The following is a 15,457-nucleotide window of genomic DNA, read 5'->3' on the forward strand; positions in this document are numbered from 1 at the left end:
CGCGGTCAGACGTCGCGGACGCGGGTCGCCGTCAGTGCCGGGACCCAGACGGCGAGGAGCCACCCGGCGCTGGCGAGCAGCGCGGACGTCGTGCTGATCTGCTCCACGCCCGAGCCCTCGCTCGGGACGCTCGACAGGGCCAGCCCGAGGTTCGAGAGCAGGTAGGGGCTGACGTCGATGATCCACTGGGCCTGCAGCAGCCCGCCCGCGATGCTCGCGAGCAGCGGCAGCACGAAGAGCACGCCGACCGAGAGGCCGATGGCGGCCGCCGTGCTGCGCAGCAGCGCCGCCACGGCGACCGAGAACGCGCCGATGACCGCCAGGGAGAGGCCGCCGCCGAGCAGGCTGCCGAGCACGCCGTCGTCGAGCAGCGAGGTGGGCGTGCCCTTCGCCGCGAGCATCCCGCCGATGACGGCGAACGAGCCGACGCAGGTGAGCACGCCGACCACGAAGGACGCGACGGCCACGACGACCCCGCGGGCGAGGAGGGACGGGACCCGGCGCGGTACGGCGGTGTAGGTCGAGCGGATCATCCCGGTCGAGTACTCACCACCGAGCGACAGCGCACCGAGTACTGCGATCACCAGGCCGACGAACTGCAGGTGCAGGGTCGCGCCGCCCGCGACGAACGCGGAGACGGAGCCCTCCTTCGGCGGCGCGACGACGGCGCCGAGGGCCAGGGCCAGAGCGAGCGCGAGGAGCACCGAGACGACGATCGACCACCAGGTGGAGCGGACGGTGACGAGCTTGAGCAGCTCGGAGAGGACGACCCCGTCGAGGCGGAGCCTCACCCCGCTCGGGGCGTCGCGGGCGGGGCTCGGGGCGGTCGCGGTCATCGGGAGGCTCCTTCGAGGGACGGGGATCCGTGGGGACGGGCGGCGGTGTACTCGACGGCGTCGGCCGTCATCGCGACGTAGGCCTCCTCGAGCGAGCGGGTCAGCGCGGTGAGCGCGTGCAGCACCGCTCCGGCCTCGTGGGCGAGCGCGCCGATCACCGGCGCCTCGAGCCCCTCGATCTCGAGCCCGCCGCCCGTGACGGCGACCGCGGCGCCGCGGGCGGCGAGGAGCGCGGCGAGCCGCACCGAGTCCGGGCTCTCGACGCGCACGCGCGGCCGCGCCTCGGCGAGGAAGTCGTCCAGCGGGGCGTCGGCGAGGATCCGGCCCCGGCCGAGGACGATGATGTGGTCGGCGGTCTGCGCCATCTCGCTCATCAGGTGCGAGGAGAGCAGCACGCAGCAGCCCTCCGCCGCCTTCGCGCGGACGAAGTCGCGGACCCAGCGGACGCCCTCCGGGTCGAGGCCGTTGACCGGCTCGTCGAGCAGGAGGGTCCGCGGGTCGCCGAGCAGCGCGGTCGCGATGCCCACCCGCTGGCCCATGCCGAGCGAGAAGCCGCCGACGCGCTTGCGCGCGACGCTGCCGAGGCCGACGACCTCGATGACCTCCTCCACCCGGGAGCGCGGGATGCGGTGCGTCGCGGCGATCACGCGCAGGTGGTCGCGGAGGGTCCGGCCGCGGTGCGTCGCCTTCGCGTCGAGCAGGGCGCCGACCTCGGCGAGCGGCGCGGCGTGCTCGCGATAGGGCCGGCCGTTCACCAGCACCGAGCCGGCGGACGGCCGGTCGAGACCGACGATCATCCGCATCGTCGTCGACTTGCCGGCGCCGTTGGGCCCGAGGAACCCGGTCACCCTCCCCGGCGCCACGGTGAAGTCGATCCCGTCGACCGCGGTCTTCGCTCCGTACCTCTTGGTCAGGCCTCGTGCCTCGATCATGCGCTCCCCTTCTCGCAGCGCTGCGCCTCGAGCCAGCGGGACGCGGGCGAGGTCGGACAGCAGCGGCCAGCCTAGGAAGCGCCCGCGGAGCCCGCTCGGGGCTGTCGCGGGACGTCCGTCGACCGGGGACGACTCGATCGGGGACGACTCGACTCGGGACGGTCCGGATCGTGCAGGGCCCGGCTCAGCCGCGCTTCTGCAGGGCGGCCAGGCGGTCGTTGTACGCGGTGAGCTCGGCCTCGCCGGTGCGGTCGGCCTGGCGGTCGAGCCGCTTGGAGTCGCGCGCGTCCGAGCGGCTCCACATCACCGCGACGATGATCGCGAGGGCGAGCGTGGGGATCTCGCCGATGCTCCAGGCGATGCCGCCGGCCGCCTGCTGGTCGTCGAGGGCGTTCGTGCCCCAGCCCATCGCGCCGTACCAGTCGGCGAGCAGGAGGCCCTCCCCCGTCATCAGCGCCAGGCCGAAGAAGGCGTGGAACGCCATCGTGCCCAGCAGCAGCAGCAGGCGCATCGGGTAGGGCACGTGGTGCACGCTCGGGTCGACGCCGATCAGGACGCTCACGAAGAGGTAGCCGGTGATCAGGAAGTGGACGATCATCCACTCGTGGCCAATGTGGTCGGTCGTCGCCCAGCGGAAGAGCGGCGAGTAGTAGAAGCCCCAGAGCGAGCCGACGAACAGCAGCGCCGCGACGATCGGGTGCGAGATCGCGGTGGCGAAGCGCGAGTGCACGGCGAGCAGGACCCACTCCCGGCCGCCGCGGGAGCCGTCGGTGCGCCGGGCCGCGGCGCGCGCGATCAGCGTGACCGGCGCGGCCGGGACCAGCAGCACCGGGACGGCCATGGTCAGGACCATGTGCGCGAGCATGTGCGCGCTGAACAGGTACTTCTCGTAGGCGTTGACGCCGCCGTTGGTGATGTACGCCAGCAGCAGCATGCCCGCGATCCAGAGCACGGTGCGGTGCACGGGCCAGCGGTCGCCGCGGCGGTGCAGGCGCACGACGCCGGCGACGTAGAACGCGATGCCGAAGCCGCAGACCAGAAGCCAGACCAGGTCGACGTTCCAGAGGGTGAGGAAGTTCAGGGCGGACGGCGCCGGCGGCAGCGGCTCGCCGGTGAGCAGCTCCGCGGGGGTCGGGTTCGTCAGCTCGGTGGCGGCGACCTGGTCGACCGGCGTCGCGGTGCGCGCGAGGGCGGCGGCGACGCCGGAGGCGATGCCCATGAAGGCGATCTCCGCGGCGACGAGCCACCAGAAGCTGCGCCCGCCCGCTCCGCCGGCGCTGCGCATCCGGGCGATCAGGAAGCGGCGCTGGACGAGGCCGAAGACGCCGAGCGCGGTCAGCGCCGCGACCTTCACGAGCACCAGCACGCCGTAGCCGGTGAGCAGGTTGCCGAGCGTCGCGAGCCGCAACTCGGCGCTGATGTAGCCCGAGGCGGCGACCACGATGAAGCTGACGAGGGCGAGGCTGGAGTAGCGGCCGAGCACGGGCAGCAGGCGCGCGCCGCCGAGCAGCGGCCGCAGCGCGACGATCGTGAGCAGGCCGCCCAGCCAGATCGCGGCGAAGACCAGGTGCAGACCCAGGGCGGTGACCGCGGCGTCGTGGCCGCTCGCTCCGGCCGCGTGGCCCTGCTGCGCCATCGGCAGCAGCGTCAGGAGCGCGACGGCGGTGACGAAGACGAGGGCGGTCTGGTTGCGCACGGCGAAGCAGAGGACGGTGACGACGGCGGCGAGGAGGGTGGTGATCAGCCAGGCCTGGCCGACCGGGATGCTGCCGATGAAGTAGCTGAGCTTCGTGCCGAAGTCGCGGTCGAGGCTCAGCGGCGTCTGGGTGACGTTGAGGAAGGTGAAGAAGCCGGTCAGCGCGGAGGCGGCGGCGAAGAACGCGGCGCTCGCGGCGGCGACGTCGAGCGCGATCGTGTACTCGGTGCGCGGCTCCGCCTCGGCGGGGGCGCCGGTGCGCTTCGCGATCGCGCGAGGGCTGAGCGCGAACAGCGTCAGGACGAGCGAGCCGATCATGCCGGCGGCACCGAGGTTGACCGCGAGCTTGGCGACCGGGAGGCCGAAGCGGACGACGGGCCCCGGGTCGTTCAGGAGCGGAGCGGCCGAACCGCCGCCGAACGCGAGCGCCGCCAGGAGCGCGACGAGGGCGGCGACCACGAGCAGGAGCGCCGGGCCCGCGATCCGGACGGTTCGATTCACCCGGCAAGCCTACGTTCTCGCGGCTGGGGGGGCGGCAGGACGACGAAGACCCCGGCGGAGGGCCGGGGTCTTCGAGTGGAACTGCTGCGCCGTGAGGGCGCGGACCGCGACTACTTGGCGGCGGCCTTGAGCTTGGTGCCGGCCGAGACCTTGACCGAGTGGCCGGCGGCGATCTGGATGGTCTCGCCGGTCTGCGGGTTGCGGCCGGTGCGCGCGGCGCGGGACGTGCGCTCGACGGCGATCCAGCCGGGGATGGTGACCTTCACGTCGTTGGAGACGGAGTCGGCGAGGGTCGAGAAGAGCGAGTCGAGGACGCCGTTGACGGCGGCCTGGCTCTGGCCGGAGTCGGCGGCGATCTTCGCGACGAGCTCGGTGCGGTTGAGCGACTTGTCAGCCATTGGAGTGTCCTCCCAGGACGTTCGCGCTGTTGAGAACAGCTGGTGGTTGTGTGTCGTCCAACGGCCGGGGACGGACCCCGTCGACCGGTCGGACCGTCCGTAACCTACCAGCCCGATCCCGGATCGGCGGCGATTCGCGCGACGGAATCCCCGGAAACACGCCGATCGGCAGCCCGCGGAGCCCTCGGGAGCGGCTGGGAGGCGATGTCAGGGGCCGTCGCTACACTCGCCGACGGCGCGCACCCGAGCCCGCCGGGAGAGGCGGCCGCAGTGGCGGAGACGACGACGGACGGCTGGATCTCGACGGCGATCTGGTGGCAGATCCACCCGCTGGCGTTCCTCGGCGCCGAGGCGACCTCGGCCGACGGGCCGCAGCCCGGTGACGAGCCGCAGCACCGCCTGCGCCGGATCCTGCCCTGGCTCGACGACCTGCTCGCGCTCGGCTGCAACGGCCTGCTGCTCGGGCCGGTGTTCGCCTCGATGACGCACGGCTACGACACCGTCGACCACTTCCGGGTCGACCCGCGCCTGGGCGACGAGCGCGACCTGGACGATCTGATCGCGGCCTGCCGCGAGCGCGGGATCCGCCTGGTCTTCGACGGCGTCTTCAACCACGTCGGCCGCGAGCACCCGTGGTGGCGCGAGGCCGTCGCGGCGGGCGAGGGCTCCCCCGCCGCCGGGCGCTTCCGGCGGACGGGCGCGGCGCGCGAGGTCGACGGCCTGCCGGTCGACGTCTTCGAGGGCCACGAGGCGCTCGTCGAGCTCGACACCGCGAACCCCGAGGTCGCCGCGCACGTCTCCGCCGTGCTGAGCCACTGGCTCGAGCGCGGGATCGACGGCTGGCGGCTCGACGCCGCCTACGCGGTGGACCCCTCCTCCTGGCGCGCCGCGATCGACCCGGTGCGCGAGCGCTTCCCCGAGGCCTGGTTCGTCGGCGAGGTCATCCACGGCGACTACGCCGGCTACGTGCGGGAGTCGGGTCTGGACTCCGTCACGCAGTACGAGCTCTGGAAGTCGGTGCGCAGCTCGATCGAGGAGGGCAACCTCTTCGAGCTGGACTGGACGCTGCAGCGCCACGCCGAGTTCCTGGAGACGTTAGTGCCGCTGACCTTCGTCGGCAATCACGACGTGACCCGGCTCGCCAGCGCGATCAGCGACCCGCGCCACCACGGGCACGCCGTCGCGATCCTCGGCTTCGTCGGCGGCGTGCCGAGCATCTACTCGGGCGACGAGCGCGGGCTCGAGGGCGTCAAGGAGGAGCGCGCGGGCGGCGACGACGCGATCCGGCCGGAGTTCCCGGCGGAGCCGGCCGAGTGGCCGCGGAACGACGCCTACCGCGTGCACCAGGAGGTCATCGCCTTCCGCCGCAGGCACCCGTGGCTGGTCGCCGCGCGGACCAGGAGCGTCGACCTGTCGAACACCGCCGTGCTGCTGGTCGCCGAGGGGCCGGCCGGCGAGAGCGCCCGGCTCGCGCTCAACCTCGGCGACGAGGCGGCGACCGTCGGCGGCGTGCGGGTCGAGGCGCACTCCTGGCTGCTGCTCGACTGAGCCGCGATCGGACACGCCGTGATCTACGCTCGGGGCAGCGGCGGGAGTGCACGGCCCCCAATCGGGACGACGCTGCCGCGAGGAGACGGACGAGGAGCGACGATGCCCCAGGGGTCGGAGTCACAGCACGAGCAGGCGCGGCGGATCGAGCACGAGCCGGAGGCCGGCGTCGAGCGGACGGGACTGGAGGCGGCGCTGGCCGCTCCGGTCGACGAGCTCACCGATCCCGGGCCGGGCGAGCGCAGCGGGCTCTCGAGCCGGATCGCCGAGGATCTGCTCGACGGCGTCTCGGAGATGGTCGGCGGTGACGCGGACCTCGCACCGGGACGCGCCGTCGAGATCGACGACCCGGCGCGCGCGGTCGGCGACGACCCGGCGCACCCGATCCACGGGACGCTCCGCCAGGAGTTCGAGTCGCGCTGAGCGGCGGGTCTCGATACGCCCCTGCGGGGCTACTCGACCAGCATGCAAGGGCCCCTGCCGGGCTACTCGACCAGCATGGGCGGGGCGGCGAGGGTCTCGGTGAGGAAGTGCAGGAGCTCGCGCAGCAGCGTCTCCTTCGAGTCGGCGCGGCGGTACTCGTGGCCCTCGCCGTCCAGCTGGAGGTAGCGGACCGGGCGGCCGAGCTCCTCGAGTGCCGCGACGATCTGCCGGGCCTCGCCGATCGGGACGTTGGTGTCGAGCTCGCCGTGCACGACGAGCAGCGGCACGTCGATCGCGGCGGCCGCGTTCAGCGGCGACAGCTCCTCGAGCAGCTCCGCGTCGTGCTCGGGGTGGCCGTACTTGGTGACGGCGGCGGAGGCGATCCACGGCTCGGTGTCGCGGTAGAAGGTCTGCAGGTGCGACATCCCGCAGATGTCGACGCCGGCGGCGAAGACGCCGGCTGAGAAGGCGAGCGACGCGAGCGTCAGGTAGCCGCCGTAGGAGCGGCCGGTGACGGCGATCCGCGCCGGGTCGGCGATCCCGGCGTCGACGAGGTGCGCGGCGGCGGCGAGGACGTCGTCGAAGGCGCCGCGGCGCTTCTCCACGTCGTCGGCGTGCACGAAGTCGCGGCCGAAGCCCGAGGAGCCGCGCACGTTCGGCGCGAAGACGGTGATCCCCGCGGCGGCGACCGCCTGGTGCTGGGCGGAGAAGGTGGGCCGCTCCTGCGACTCCGGACCGCCGTGCAGGCTGAGCATGGCCGCTCCGGGCTCCGTCGACCCGGGCGCGCGGTAGAGCCAGCCGGAGAGCGCGAGGCCGTCGCGGCCCGTGAAGCGCTCGAGGGTCGGCACGATCAGCGGCGGTGCATCGAGCGTCGGCACCCCGGTGATCCGGGACCACTCGTGGGTCGCCGTGTCCAGCCGCCACAGCTCTCGGGGGCGCTCCGGGCCCTCGACGCCGAGGATCACCGCGCCGCCGTCGCGGGAGAGCACCGGCGTCGTCGCCACCAGTCCCGGGAGCCCGGCGACCGGGACCCGGGCGCCGGTGGTGGTGTCCAGCAGCTCGATCTCGCTCGAGCCCGCGACGTTCCAGACCAGCATCAGCATCCGGCCGGCGTCGTCGGCGTCCAGGCCCTCGAGCTCGGCGTCGTCGCGGGCGGCGAGGCGGCGGATCCGGCCGCGCCAGCCGTCCGGGCCGAGCGGCATCGCGACGAGCTGGCGCCGCGGCAGGTCGACGTCGGTGGCGAGGTAGGCGACCATCGGGCTCTCGGTGTCGTGCAGCGGCGACGGGCGCAGCAGCGCGACGTCCGTGGATCCGGTGCCCGAGTCGGGCAGGAGGGCGTGGTTCTCGTCGGTCAGCCGGTCGACGACCACGCAGTACTGCTGGCCGCGCTGGCCGTCGCGGACCACGACGAGGCGCTCCTCCACCGAGAGGTCCAGCACCGAGATGAGGTCGCCGTCGACGAGCGGCTTCCGCTCGCCCGTCACCGGGTCGACCAGGAACGAGCGGGTCGGCTGCTTTGGCTCGGCCGACGGGATCGTGACGACGACGTGGTGGCCGCTGCGCGTCCACGGGCCGAGCTCGGCGTGCGCGTCGCGGGAGCCGGCGATGCGGCGGGCGTCCGAGCCGTCGGGGCGGACCACCCAGACCTGGCTGCGCACGCCGCCGTCGGTCGCGACGAGGCAGGCCAGCCAGGCGGAGTCGGCGGACCAGGAGACCTCGAGCACCGGGTCCTCGGTGAGGGCGATGCGGCGCGCCTCGCTCGGCTCGGCCCCGACGACGACGTCCTGCACCCAGACCTCCGGCGACCCGCCGCGATCGCTGAGGAAGGCGACGCGGGCGGCGTCCGGGGTCATCGTCGGACCCCAGCTGCCCCAGGCGTGCACGAGTCCGAGCGCGAGCTCCTCGGCGGCGGCCACGCGGTCGGCCTGCGGCGAATCGATGAGAGGAGGCGTCATGCCTCCATCCTCCGGCACCGCTCAGCCGACGCCGTGCTCCTGGAGCCACATCTCGAGCAGAGCGAGCTGCCAGAGCTCGTTCGAGCCCAGGCGGGTGCGGGTCGCGTTCGGGTCGGCCAGCAGTGCGTCGACTGTCGCGGGATCGAAGACGCCGCGGCGCCGAGCGGCCGGGTCGGTCAGCGCCGCCCGCACCCGCTCCAGGTAGGGCCCCTCCAGCTGACGGATCGCCGGCACCGGGAAGGATCCCTTGGTGCGGTCGATCACCTCGTCCGGGACGATGCCGCGGACGGCCCGCTTGAGGATCCCCTTGCCGCCGTCGGCGAGCTTGAGCTCCGGCGGGATCGTGCCGACGAGCTCGACGAACTCGTGGTCGAGGAACGGGACGCGCGCCTCCAGGCCCCAGGCCATCGTCATGTTGTCGACGCGCTTCACCGGATCGTCGACGAGCATGACCGCGGTGTCGTTGCGCAGCGCCGCGTCCACGGCCGTGTCGGCGCCGGGGCGGGCGAAGCGCTCGGCGAGGAAGGCGGTCGCGGCATCGGGGTCTCCGCGCCAGGCGGGGGCCAGCAGCGCCTGCAGCGCGGAGAAGGGGCGATCGACGAAGACGTCCGCGTAGGCCTCGACGGCGCGCTCGCGCGGCACCCGCGCCAGGGGCGGGTACCAGTCGTAGCCGCCGAGCACCTCGTCGGCGCCCTGACCCGACTGCACGACCTTCACGTGCTGCGAGACGTCCTCGCTGAGCAGGTGGAAGGCGACGGCGTCGTGGGAGACCATCGGCTCGCTCATCGCGCCGACCGCCGCGTCGATCCCGGGCAGCAGCCGCGCGGAGTCGATCGGCAGGCGGTGGTGGTCGGTGCCGAAGCGCTCCGCGACCAGGCTGGAGTACTCGAACTCGTCGCCGGACTCGCCGCCCGCCGCGTCGAAGCCGATGGAGAAGGTCTGCAGCCCGGTCTGGCCGGCCTCGGCCAGCAGCGCCACGATCAGGCTGGAGTCGATGCCGCCGGAGAGCAGCACGCCGACCGGCACGTCCGCGACCATCCGGCGCGACACGGCGGTGCGGAACGACGCGAGCAGCGCCTCCTGCCAGTCGCGCTCGGTCCAGGCGGCGCGGTCGGGATCGCGGGCGAAGACCGGCTCCCAGTAGACGCGCTCGCGGCTCGTGCCGTCGGGCTCGATCACGCGGACGGTCGCCGGCGGCAGCTTGGTGACTCCGGCGAGGATCGTGCGCGGGGCGGGCACGACCGAGTGGAAGCTCAGGTAGAGCATCAGCGCCGTGCGGTCGATCGAGGTGTCGACGCCGCCGGCCGCGAGCAGGGACTGGACGGTCGAGGCGAAGCGGATCCGCTCGCGGGTCTCGTCGAGGTAGAGCGGCTTGATGCCGAGGCGGTCGCGCGCCAGCACCACCCGGCCGGACTCGCGCTCGACGATCGCGAAGGCGAACATGCCGAGCAGGTGGTCGACGCAGTCCTCGCCCCACTGGGCGTACGCCTTGCCGATCACCTCGGTGTCGGAGTGCGAGAAGAAGCGGTGCCCCTTCCCCTCCAGCTCGGCGCGCAGCTCCCGGTGGTTGTAGATGCAGCCGTTGAAGACGATCGTCAGGCCGAGTGCGGCGTCGACCATCGGCTGGGCGCCGGCCGCGGAGAGGTCGATGATCGCCAGCCGCCGGTGCCCGAGCGCCACGCGGCCCGCCGCCCAGAGCCCGTCGCCGTCCGGGCCGCGGTGCACGAGGCAGCCGGTCATCCGGTCCACGGCGCCGATGTCGGCGCGCGCGCCGTCGAACCGGATCTCGCCCGCGATGCCGCACATCTCAGCCTCCGACGATCCAGGTGTCCTTCGCGCCGCCGCCGCGCGAGGAGTTGACGATCATGCTGCCCTCCGCCGCGACGCGGGTGAGCGCGAGGTCGGCGAGGCGGACGTCGCCGGGACCGGTGCCGGTGACGAAGACGAAGGCGCGGAGGTCGATGTGCCGCGGCTGCAGGTCGGTGCCCGAGAACGCGGGCAGCGAGGAGAGCCGGACCACCTCCTGAGCGACCCAGGCGCCCGGGTCCGCCGCGATCTCGGCGCGCCGCTCGGCGACCCGCGCCGCGGGGGCCGACGGGCCGATCATCACGCCGCGGCCGCCGTAGCCGTCGACCGGCTTGGTGACCAGCTCGCCGACCCGCTCGAGCACGATCCGGCGCTCGGCCTCGTCCTCGGGGCGGTAGGTCGGCACGGACTCGAGCAGCGGGCGCTCGTCGAGGTAGTAGCCGATCAGCTCGGGCACCGCGCAGTAGAGGGCCTTGTCGTCCGCGACGCCGTTGCCGGGCGCGTTCGCCAGGTACACGTCGCCGGCCGCCGCGACCTCGAGGATCTCGCGGCCGATCGCGCGGTCGCCGGCGAGGAGGTCGGCCAGCTCGACGTCGAGCCGCAGGTAGAGCGCGTCGACGACCGTGCCGCCGGCCAGGACGCGACCGCCCTCGACGGTGAGGTCGCCCGCCTCGAGCAGCAGGAGCCCCGCGCCCTCGGCCAGCCGGCGGTGCTCGAACCAGGCCGAGCTCGACGCTCCGCTGGAGAGCAGCCCGAGCACCGGGTCGGCGCGCTTCGTCCCGTGGGCGAGCGTCGCGCGCAGTCCGGCGAGCGCCGTCGACGCATCGAGCAGGCCCGCGGGTCGCGGCAGATCGGGCAGCACGTCGTCGAGCAGCGCGCGGATGCCCAGGGCGTAGGCGAGGCCGCTGGGGTTCCGGAGGTTGTCCTCCAGCACCCGCCAGCCGCCGAACTCGTTGCGGACGAGATCGAAGCCCATCACGGCGCCGCGGACCGTGCCGGCGGGCAGCCGTGCCGCGTCCTCGCTCCAGCCCGGCGCGCCGCGCAGATCGCGGACCACGCCGGCCCGGACCGCCCGGCCCTCGCCGTAGACGTCCTGCAGGAAGCACTCGAGAGCGCGGGCGCGCTGCTCGAGCCCGGCGGCGAGCTCGCTCCACTCGTGGGCCTGGAGCACGCGCGGGACGAGGTCGACCGGGAACGGCCGGTCCTCCTCGCCGACGCGGAAGGTGAGCCCGGCCTGCTCGACGAGCCGGTCGCGGGACTCGTGCAGGGTCTCGAGCCGCTCGGGGCCGAGGCCGCGGAAGTGCTCGAGGATCGGCTGGTACGCGCTCTTCGCGCGGCCGCCGGTCGCGACGGCCTCGTCGCCGGCGCGGACGCGGTAGGTGCGCAGGCTCGGGGCGGGCAGGATCGGGCCGCTCGCCGGGCCGTGCGTCTCGGCGACGACGGCGTCGACCACGGCGTCGAGGGTGCCGCGCTCGGCGAGGACGGCGCGCTGGCGGTCGGCGGAGTTGCCGCGCGCGATCAGCGCCTCGGCGAGGGCGCGCACCTGCTCCAGGTCGCCGAGCTCGTCCAGTGCGGGCTGGAGGCGGGCGATCAGGCTGCGCAGCGCCTCAGCGGCGGGGACGGGGCGGGGGTGCTCGGTGTGGTCGAGCAGCGGCCCCGAGAGACCGCCGCGGGCGGCCTGCCAGGTGGCGGCGCGCTGGATCGGCGGCGGCGTGTGCCGGAACGGGCGGCCCGCCTCGATGTCGAGCTCGGCGGTGCGGACGAGGCCGCGGAAGAGCCCGGCGATCAGCACCGCGTCGTCGACGATCGGCATCGCGTCGCAGACCCGCAGCTCGAGGGTCGGCGCGTGCGAGGAGGGCCGGACGTCGAAGTAGGCCATCTTCGAGTCGGCGATGACGCCGGTGGCGATCAGGTCGTCGAGGAGGCGGTCGTACTCGGCCGCGGACTCCAGCGGCCCGGTCGCGCCGGCGCTCGGCCAGCGCTGCCAGATGATCGTCCGGATGCTGGCGTAGCCGGTGTCCTGACCGTTCCAGTAGGGGCTGCTCGCGCTGGCGGAGAGCAGCACCGGCAGGTCGCGCGCGATCCGCTGGGCGATCTGCACGGCGAGCTCGCGGTCGGAGACGCCGACGTGGATCTGGGTGCCGCAGATCAGCTGCTCGTCCACGAGCATCCGGTACTGCTCCTGCATGCGGCCGTAGCGGCCGGTGCTGGTGAGCTCGAAGTCGCCGTGCTCGGAGCGCGGCGCGGTGCCGACGGCCGCGATGCCGATGCCGTCGGGCGCCGCGGCGTCGATCACCGCGCGCCGGAGCGAGATCAGCTGCTCCCGGAGCCCGTCGAGCGAGTCGACCACCGCGGTGTTCGTCTCGACCGTGGTCCGCTGCAGCTCGGCCGAGAAGCTCTCCTTCGGCAGCCGGGCGAGCACCTGGGGGGCGTGGGGGGAGAGCTGCCTCGACTCGAGATCGATGAGGTGGAGCTCCTCCTCCGCACCGAGGGTCAGTTCTGCGCGCATGCGCTCACCGTACGACCCTCATGTTTCGGGCGGCTACCGGGTGGCCGCAGGCGGCGCGCAGGACGGTGGATCAGCGGGCGGTGCGCGCGCGGATCTCGAGGTCGATCTGCGAGGCGTCGAGCGCGGCGAGCACCGAGGCGAGGACGTCGGCGTCGAAGGTGCCGTTGTCGCGGGCGTCGAGGAGGTCCGCGCGCTGAGCGGCGATCACGGCGAGCCGGTGCCGCTGGGCCTGGAGGAAGGCCTCGGTCCGCGGCGCGTCCGGGGCGGGCGGCGGCTCCTGGACGGCCTCGGCGCTGGTGCGCAGGAGGGCGAAGACGCGGGTGCGCTCCTCCTCGCGGGCCCTCTCCTCGGCCGCCTCGTCGACGTCCGGGGCGATGGCGCGCAGCAGCGGCCCGACCGTGCCGCCCTGCAGCAGCAGCGACAGCGCGGCCACCGCGAACGCGATCAGCACGAGGACCGAGCGCTGCGGGGTGTCCTCGGGCAGGGTCTGCGCGGCGGCGACCGTGACCGCGCCGCGCATCCCGGCCCAGACCACCGCCGTGCCCTCGCGCCAGCCGAGCGGCGCGCGGACGAAGTACTCCATGTCGGCGAGCATCCGGGTCAGCCGGGTGCCGAAGCGCTCGAGATCGCGGGCGGTCGGCGACCGGCGCCCGCGGCTGATCCGCTTCAGGCTCTCCTCGCGGCCCTCCTCGGTGCCCATCTGCTCCTGCAGGCCCTCGACGCGGGGGCGCATCCGCTCGCGCAGCCGGCCGCGGCTCCTCAGCACGCCGAGCAGCGGGGCGACGTAGGCCGCGCGCACCAGGATCGTCAGCAGGAGCGCGCCCGCCGCGATCAGCACGGCCGGGCCGACGCCGGCGTGGTCCTCCTCGACGCTCGTCACGATCGCCCGGACCTGCAGGCCCATCGTGAGGAACACCGTGCCCTCGAGCACCAGCTCGACCGTCCGCCAGTTCTGCGAGTCGGACAGGCGGTTCTGCGGCGAGAGCTCGCGCGGCGCGCGGATGCCCGTGACGACGCCGGCGACGACCGCTGCGACCAGTCCCGAGGCGCCGAGGAGCTCGGCCGGGACGGAGGCGAGGAAGGGCACGGTGAACGACAGGATCGTGTTGACCGTCGGGTCCTGCACCCGGCGGCGCACAGCCAGGTTCAGCCAGCCGACCAGACCGCCGACGATCCCCGCGATCAGCACGGAGTAGCCGAACGAGCCCAGCGCGCCCCAGAAGGAGAAGCTCGCCGCGGCGGCCGCGATCGCGGTGCGCAGCAGCACCAGGGCCGTCGCATCGTTGAGCAGGCTCTCGCCGTCGAGCATCGCGACGACCCGCCGCGAGACGGAGGTGCCCTTGACGATCGAGGTCGCCACCGCGTCCGTGGGGCTGACGATCGCGCCGAGCGCGACGCCCCAGGCGAAGCCGAGATCCGGCAGGACAAGCTGGAAGAACAGGCCGAGCACGAGCGAGGTGCCGACGACCAGCAGCACCGAGAGTCCGCTGATCGCACCGAACTCGCGGCGGAAGTTCATCGCCGGCATCGACACCGCGGACGAGTAGAGCAGCGGCGGGAGCACCCCGGCCAGGATCCACTCCGGCTCGATCTCGATCGGACCGACGACGGGCAGGAAGCTCGCGGCCACCCCGATCCCGACCAGCACGAGCGGCGAGGCGACGCCGAGGCGCGGGCCGACGACGGCGGCGCCGGCGATCACGACCAGCGCGAGGACCAGCACCACCAGGAGCGGGGTCATGCGTGCCCGGCGGCGTCGGGGACGGGTCCGACCGCGCCGCGGCGGACGTCCTCGAAGAAGTCGGGGCGGAGCACCCGCCTCTCGATCTCGAACGCGCCGCTGGTCCAGCCGTCGCCGAGGGGGTGCTCCGGGTCCAGCAGCACGTGGCCCGGGGTGGCGCCACGACCGAGAGCGGCGGCGATCGACCGGTCGGGGTCGTAGAGCGCGTGCTCGACGAGCGGGGCGAACACCTCATGGGCGGCGAAGTCGGCGGGCGCGCCGAGGAAGACGGGCATCAGCTCCTCGCCCTCGCGCAGGCCGTTCGGCCACCAGCGGAAGCGCTCGACCAGCTCGTGGCAGGAGATGCAGGACGGCGAGAAGAAGACGAGGTGCGTCGGCGGGTCCGCCCACTCGGCGAGGGCGATCGGCTCGCCGGCGGCGGTGAGGAAGGCGAGGTCGCCGAGGTCGCTCGGGGACGCGGGTGCCGCCGCGGGCGTCGACGCCGCGGGTGCTCGCGCGGCGAGCCGGTCGCGCACCGGGACGAGCGCGAGTGCGAGCAGCACGGCGAGCAGCGCCGGGACCCCGGGGACGAGCAGCTCCGCCGGTGCGATGGCCCCGACGAGCCCGGCGAGCGCCAGCGCGAGCAGGACGACGTTCCGCGCGACCGTGCGGCCGGTCATCCGGGCGTCGCCGAGGCCGCCGAAGCACTCGCACTCGACCGGCTCCGGGGCGCGGACCGCCCGGATCGCGACGACGAGGAAGACGACGTCGACCGCGACCGCGCCGAGCAGCGCGCCGCGGTACAGCGGTGACGGGGCGAGCAGGATCGCCAGGCCGAGCGCGATCTCGACGACGGGGAAGGCGCGGGCGAAGAGCGGGCCCGCGGAGAGCCGGGCGGGCAGACCGAGCGCGGCGAGGCTCGCGCGGAACCGCTCCGTCCGCCCGAGCTTCAGCACGCCGCTGACGACGAGGATGGCACCGGCGGCGGCCCCTGCGACCGCGAGCAGGACCTCGAGCGCTGACGCGAGCATCCGTGTCCCTCCCGCACCCGACGGTGCCCCCGCAGAGCACGCTACCGGGCGGAGGGCGCCGTCACGAGTCGGGGCCGATCCGAACCGAGGCCGATCAGGAGT

The 15,457-nt window shown here is 74.2% G+C and carries 11 protein-coding genes; 2 read left to right on the forward strand and 9 right to left on the reverse strand.

All coding sequences use genetic code 11. The annotated features are described in order from the left end of the window. Positions 1 to 5 precede the first annotated feature (5 nt). From MT350_RS10870 to MT350_RS10885, 4 genes are all read right to left on the reverse strand, one after another. On the reverse strand, positions 6 to 836 hold the full coding sequence (locus tag MT350_RS10870) for an ABC transporter permease (RefSeq protein ID WP_243600424.1): 831 nt from the start codon (positions 834 to 836) through the stop codon (positions 6 to 8). Next, positions 833 to 1,768 (reverse strand): ABC transporter ATP-binding protein, encoded by a 936-nt coding sequence (locus tag MT350_RS10875; RefSeq protein ID WP_243600423.1) that lies wholly within the window; start codon positions 1,766 to 1,768, stop codon positions 833 to 835. The genes MT350_RS10870 and MT350_RS10875 overlap by 4 nt, the downstream gene beginning before the upstream one ends. Positions 1,769 to 1,952: 184 nt before the next feature. Continuing rightward, positions 1,953 to 3,965, reverse strand: coding sequence for a cytochrome c oxidase assembly protein (locus tag MT350_RS10880; protein ID WP_243615900.1), 2,013 nt, complete (start codon positions 3,963 to 3,965; stop codon positions 1,953 to 1,955). 110 nt (positions 3,966 to 4,075) lie between these two features. Then, entirely contained in the window at positions 4,076 to 4,363 is a 288-nt protein-coding gene (locus MT350_RS10885) for an HU family DNA-binding protein (protein ID WP_055786347.1), read from the reverse strand. Between the two features lie 270 nt (positions 4,364 to 4,633). Between MT350_RS10885 and MT350_RS10890 the strand changes: the two genes are divergently transcribed. Together MT350_RS10890 and MT350_RS10895 are read left to right on the forward strand one after the other, a co-directional pair. Next, positions 4,634 to 5,911 (forward strand): alpha-amylase family glycosyl hydrolase, encoded by a 1,278-nt coding sequence (locus tag MT350_RS10890; RefSeq protein WP_243615901.1) that lies wholly within the window; start codon positions 4,634 to 4,636, stop codon positions 5,909 to 5,911. 102 nt (positions 5,912 to 6,013) lie between these two features. Next, positions 6,014 to 6,334: a hypothetical protein gene (locus MT350_RS10895; RefSeq protein WP_123734868.1), complete on the forward strand. Its 321-nt coding sequence runs from the start codon at positions 6,014 to 6,016 to the stop codon at positions 6,332 to 6,334. 62 nt (positions 6,335 to 6,396) lie between these two features. Here MT350_RS10895 and MT350_RS10900 read toward each other — a convergent pair whose 3' ends face one another. From MT350_RS10900 to MT350_RS10920, 5 genes are all read right to left on the reverse strand, one after another. Continuing rightward, complete coding sequence (locus MT350_RS10900; protein ID WP_243615902.1) at positions 6,397 to 8,289, reverse strand: S9 family peptidase; 1,893 nt, start codon at positions 8,287 to 8,289, stop codon at positions 6,397 to 6,399. Positions 8,290 to 8,310: 21 nt separating this feature from the next. Continuing rightward, the gene (locus tag MT350_RS10905) at positions 8,311 to 10,095 is read right to left on the reverse strand and encodes an N-acetylglutaminylglutamine amidotransferase (RefSeq protein ID WP_243615903.1); all 1,785 of its coding nucleotides are present in this window, start codon (positions 10,093 to 10,095) and stop codon (positions 8,311 to 8,313) included. Between the two features lies 1 nt (position 10,096). Beyond that, positions 10,097 to 12,604, reverse strand: a complete 2,508-nt coding sequence (locus tag MT350_RS10910; RefSeq protein WP_243615904.1) for a glutamate--cysteine ligase — start codon at positions 12,602 to 12,604, stop codon at positions 10,097 to 10,099. 70 nt (positions 12,605 to 12,674) lie between these two features. Continuing rightward, the gene (locus tag MT350_RS10915; RefSeq protein WP_123734864.1) at positions 12,675 to 14,345 is read right to left on the reverse strand and encodes a sodium:proton antiporter; all 1,671 of its coding nucleotides are present in this window, start codon (positions 14,343 to 14,345) and stop codon (positions 12,675 to 12,677) included. Further along, positions 14,342 to 15,355 (reverse strand): MauE/DoxX family redox-associated membrane protein, encoded by a 1,014-nt coding sequence (locus MT350_RS10920; RefSeq protein ID WP_243615905.1) that lies wholly within the window; start codon positions 15,353 to 15,355, stop codon positions 14,342 to 14,344. The genes MT350_RS10915 and MT350_RS10920 overlap by 4 nt, the downstream gene beginning before the upstream one ends. Positions 15,356 to 15,457: the final 102 nt, after the last annotated feature.

This window comes from Rathayibacter sp. VKM Ac-2928 (assembly GCF_022815545.1).
Taxonomy (GTDB): Bacteria; Actinomycetota; Actinomycetes; order Actinomycetales; family Microbacteriaceae; genus Rathayibacter; species Rathayibacter festucae.

Excerpts from the sequence above, each read along its gene's own strand:
- MT350_RS10870 (WP_243600424.1), bottom strand. The coding sequence starts at position 836 with ATGACCGCGACCGCCCCGAGCCCCGCCCGCGACGCCCCGAGCGGGGTG.
- MT350_RS10875 (WP_243600423.1), bottom strand. The coding sequence starts at position 1,768 with ATGATCGAGGCACGAGGCCTGACCAAGAGGTACGGAGCGAAGACCGCG.
- MT350_RS10885 (WP_055786347.1), bottom strand. The coding sequence starts at position 4,363 with ATGGCTGACAAGTCGCTCAACCGCACCGAGCTCGTCGCGAAGATCGCC.
- MT350_RS10895 (WP_123734868.1), top strand. The coding sequence starts at position 6,014 with ATGCCCCAGGGGTCGGAGTCACAGCACGAGCAGGCGCGGCGGATCGAG.
- MT350_RS10900 (WP_243615902.1), bottom strand. The coding sequence starts at position 8,289 with ATGACGCCTCCTCTCATCGATTCGCCGCAGGCCGACCGCGTGGCCGCC.
- MT350_RS10905 (WP_243615903.1), bottom strand. The coding sequence starts at position 10,095 with ATGTGCGGCATCGCGGGCGAGATCCGGTTCGACGGCGCGCGCGCCGAC.
- MT350_RS10910 (WP_243615904.1), bottom strand. The coding sequence starts at position 12,604 with ATGCGCGCAGAACTGACCCTCGGTGCGGAGGAGGAGCTCCACCTCATC.
- MT350_RS10915 (WP_123734864.1), bottom strand. The coding sequence starts at position 14,345 with ATGACCCCGCTCCTGGTGGTGCTGGTCCTCGCGCTGGTCGTGATCGCC.
- MT350_RS10920 (WP_243615905.1), bottom strand. The coding sequence starts at position 15,355 with ATGCTCGCGTCAGCGCTCGAGGTCCTGCTCGCGGTCGCAGGGGCCGCC.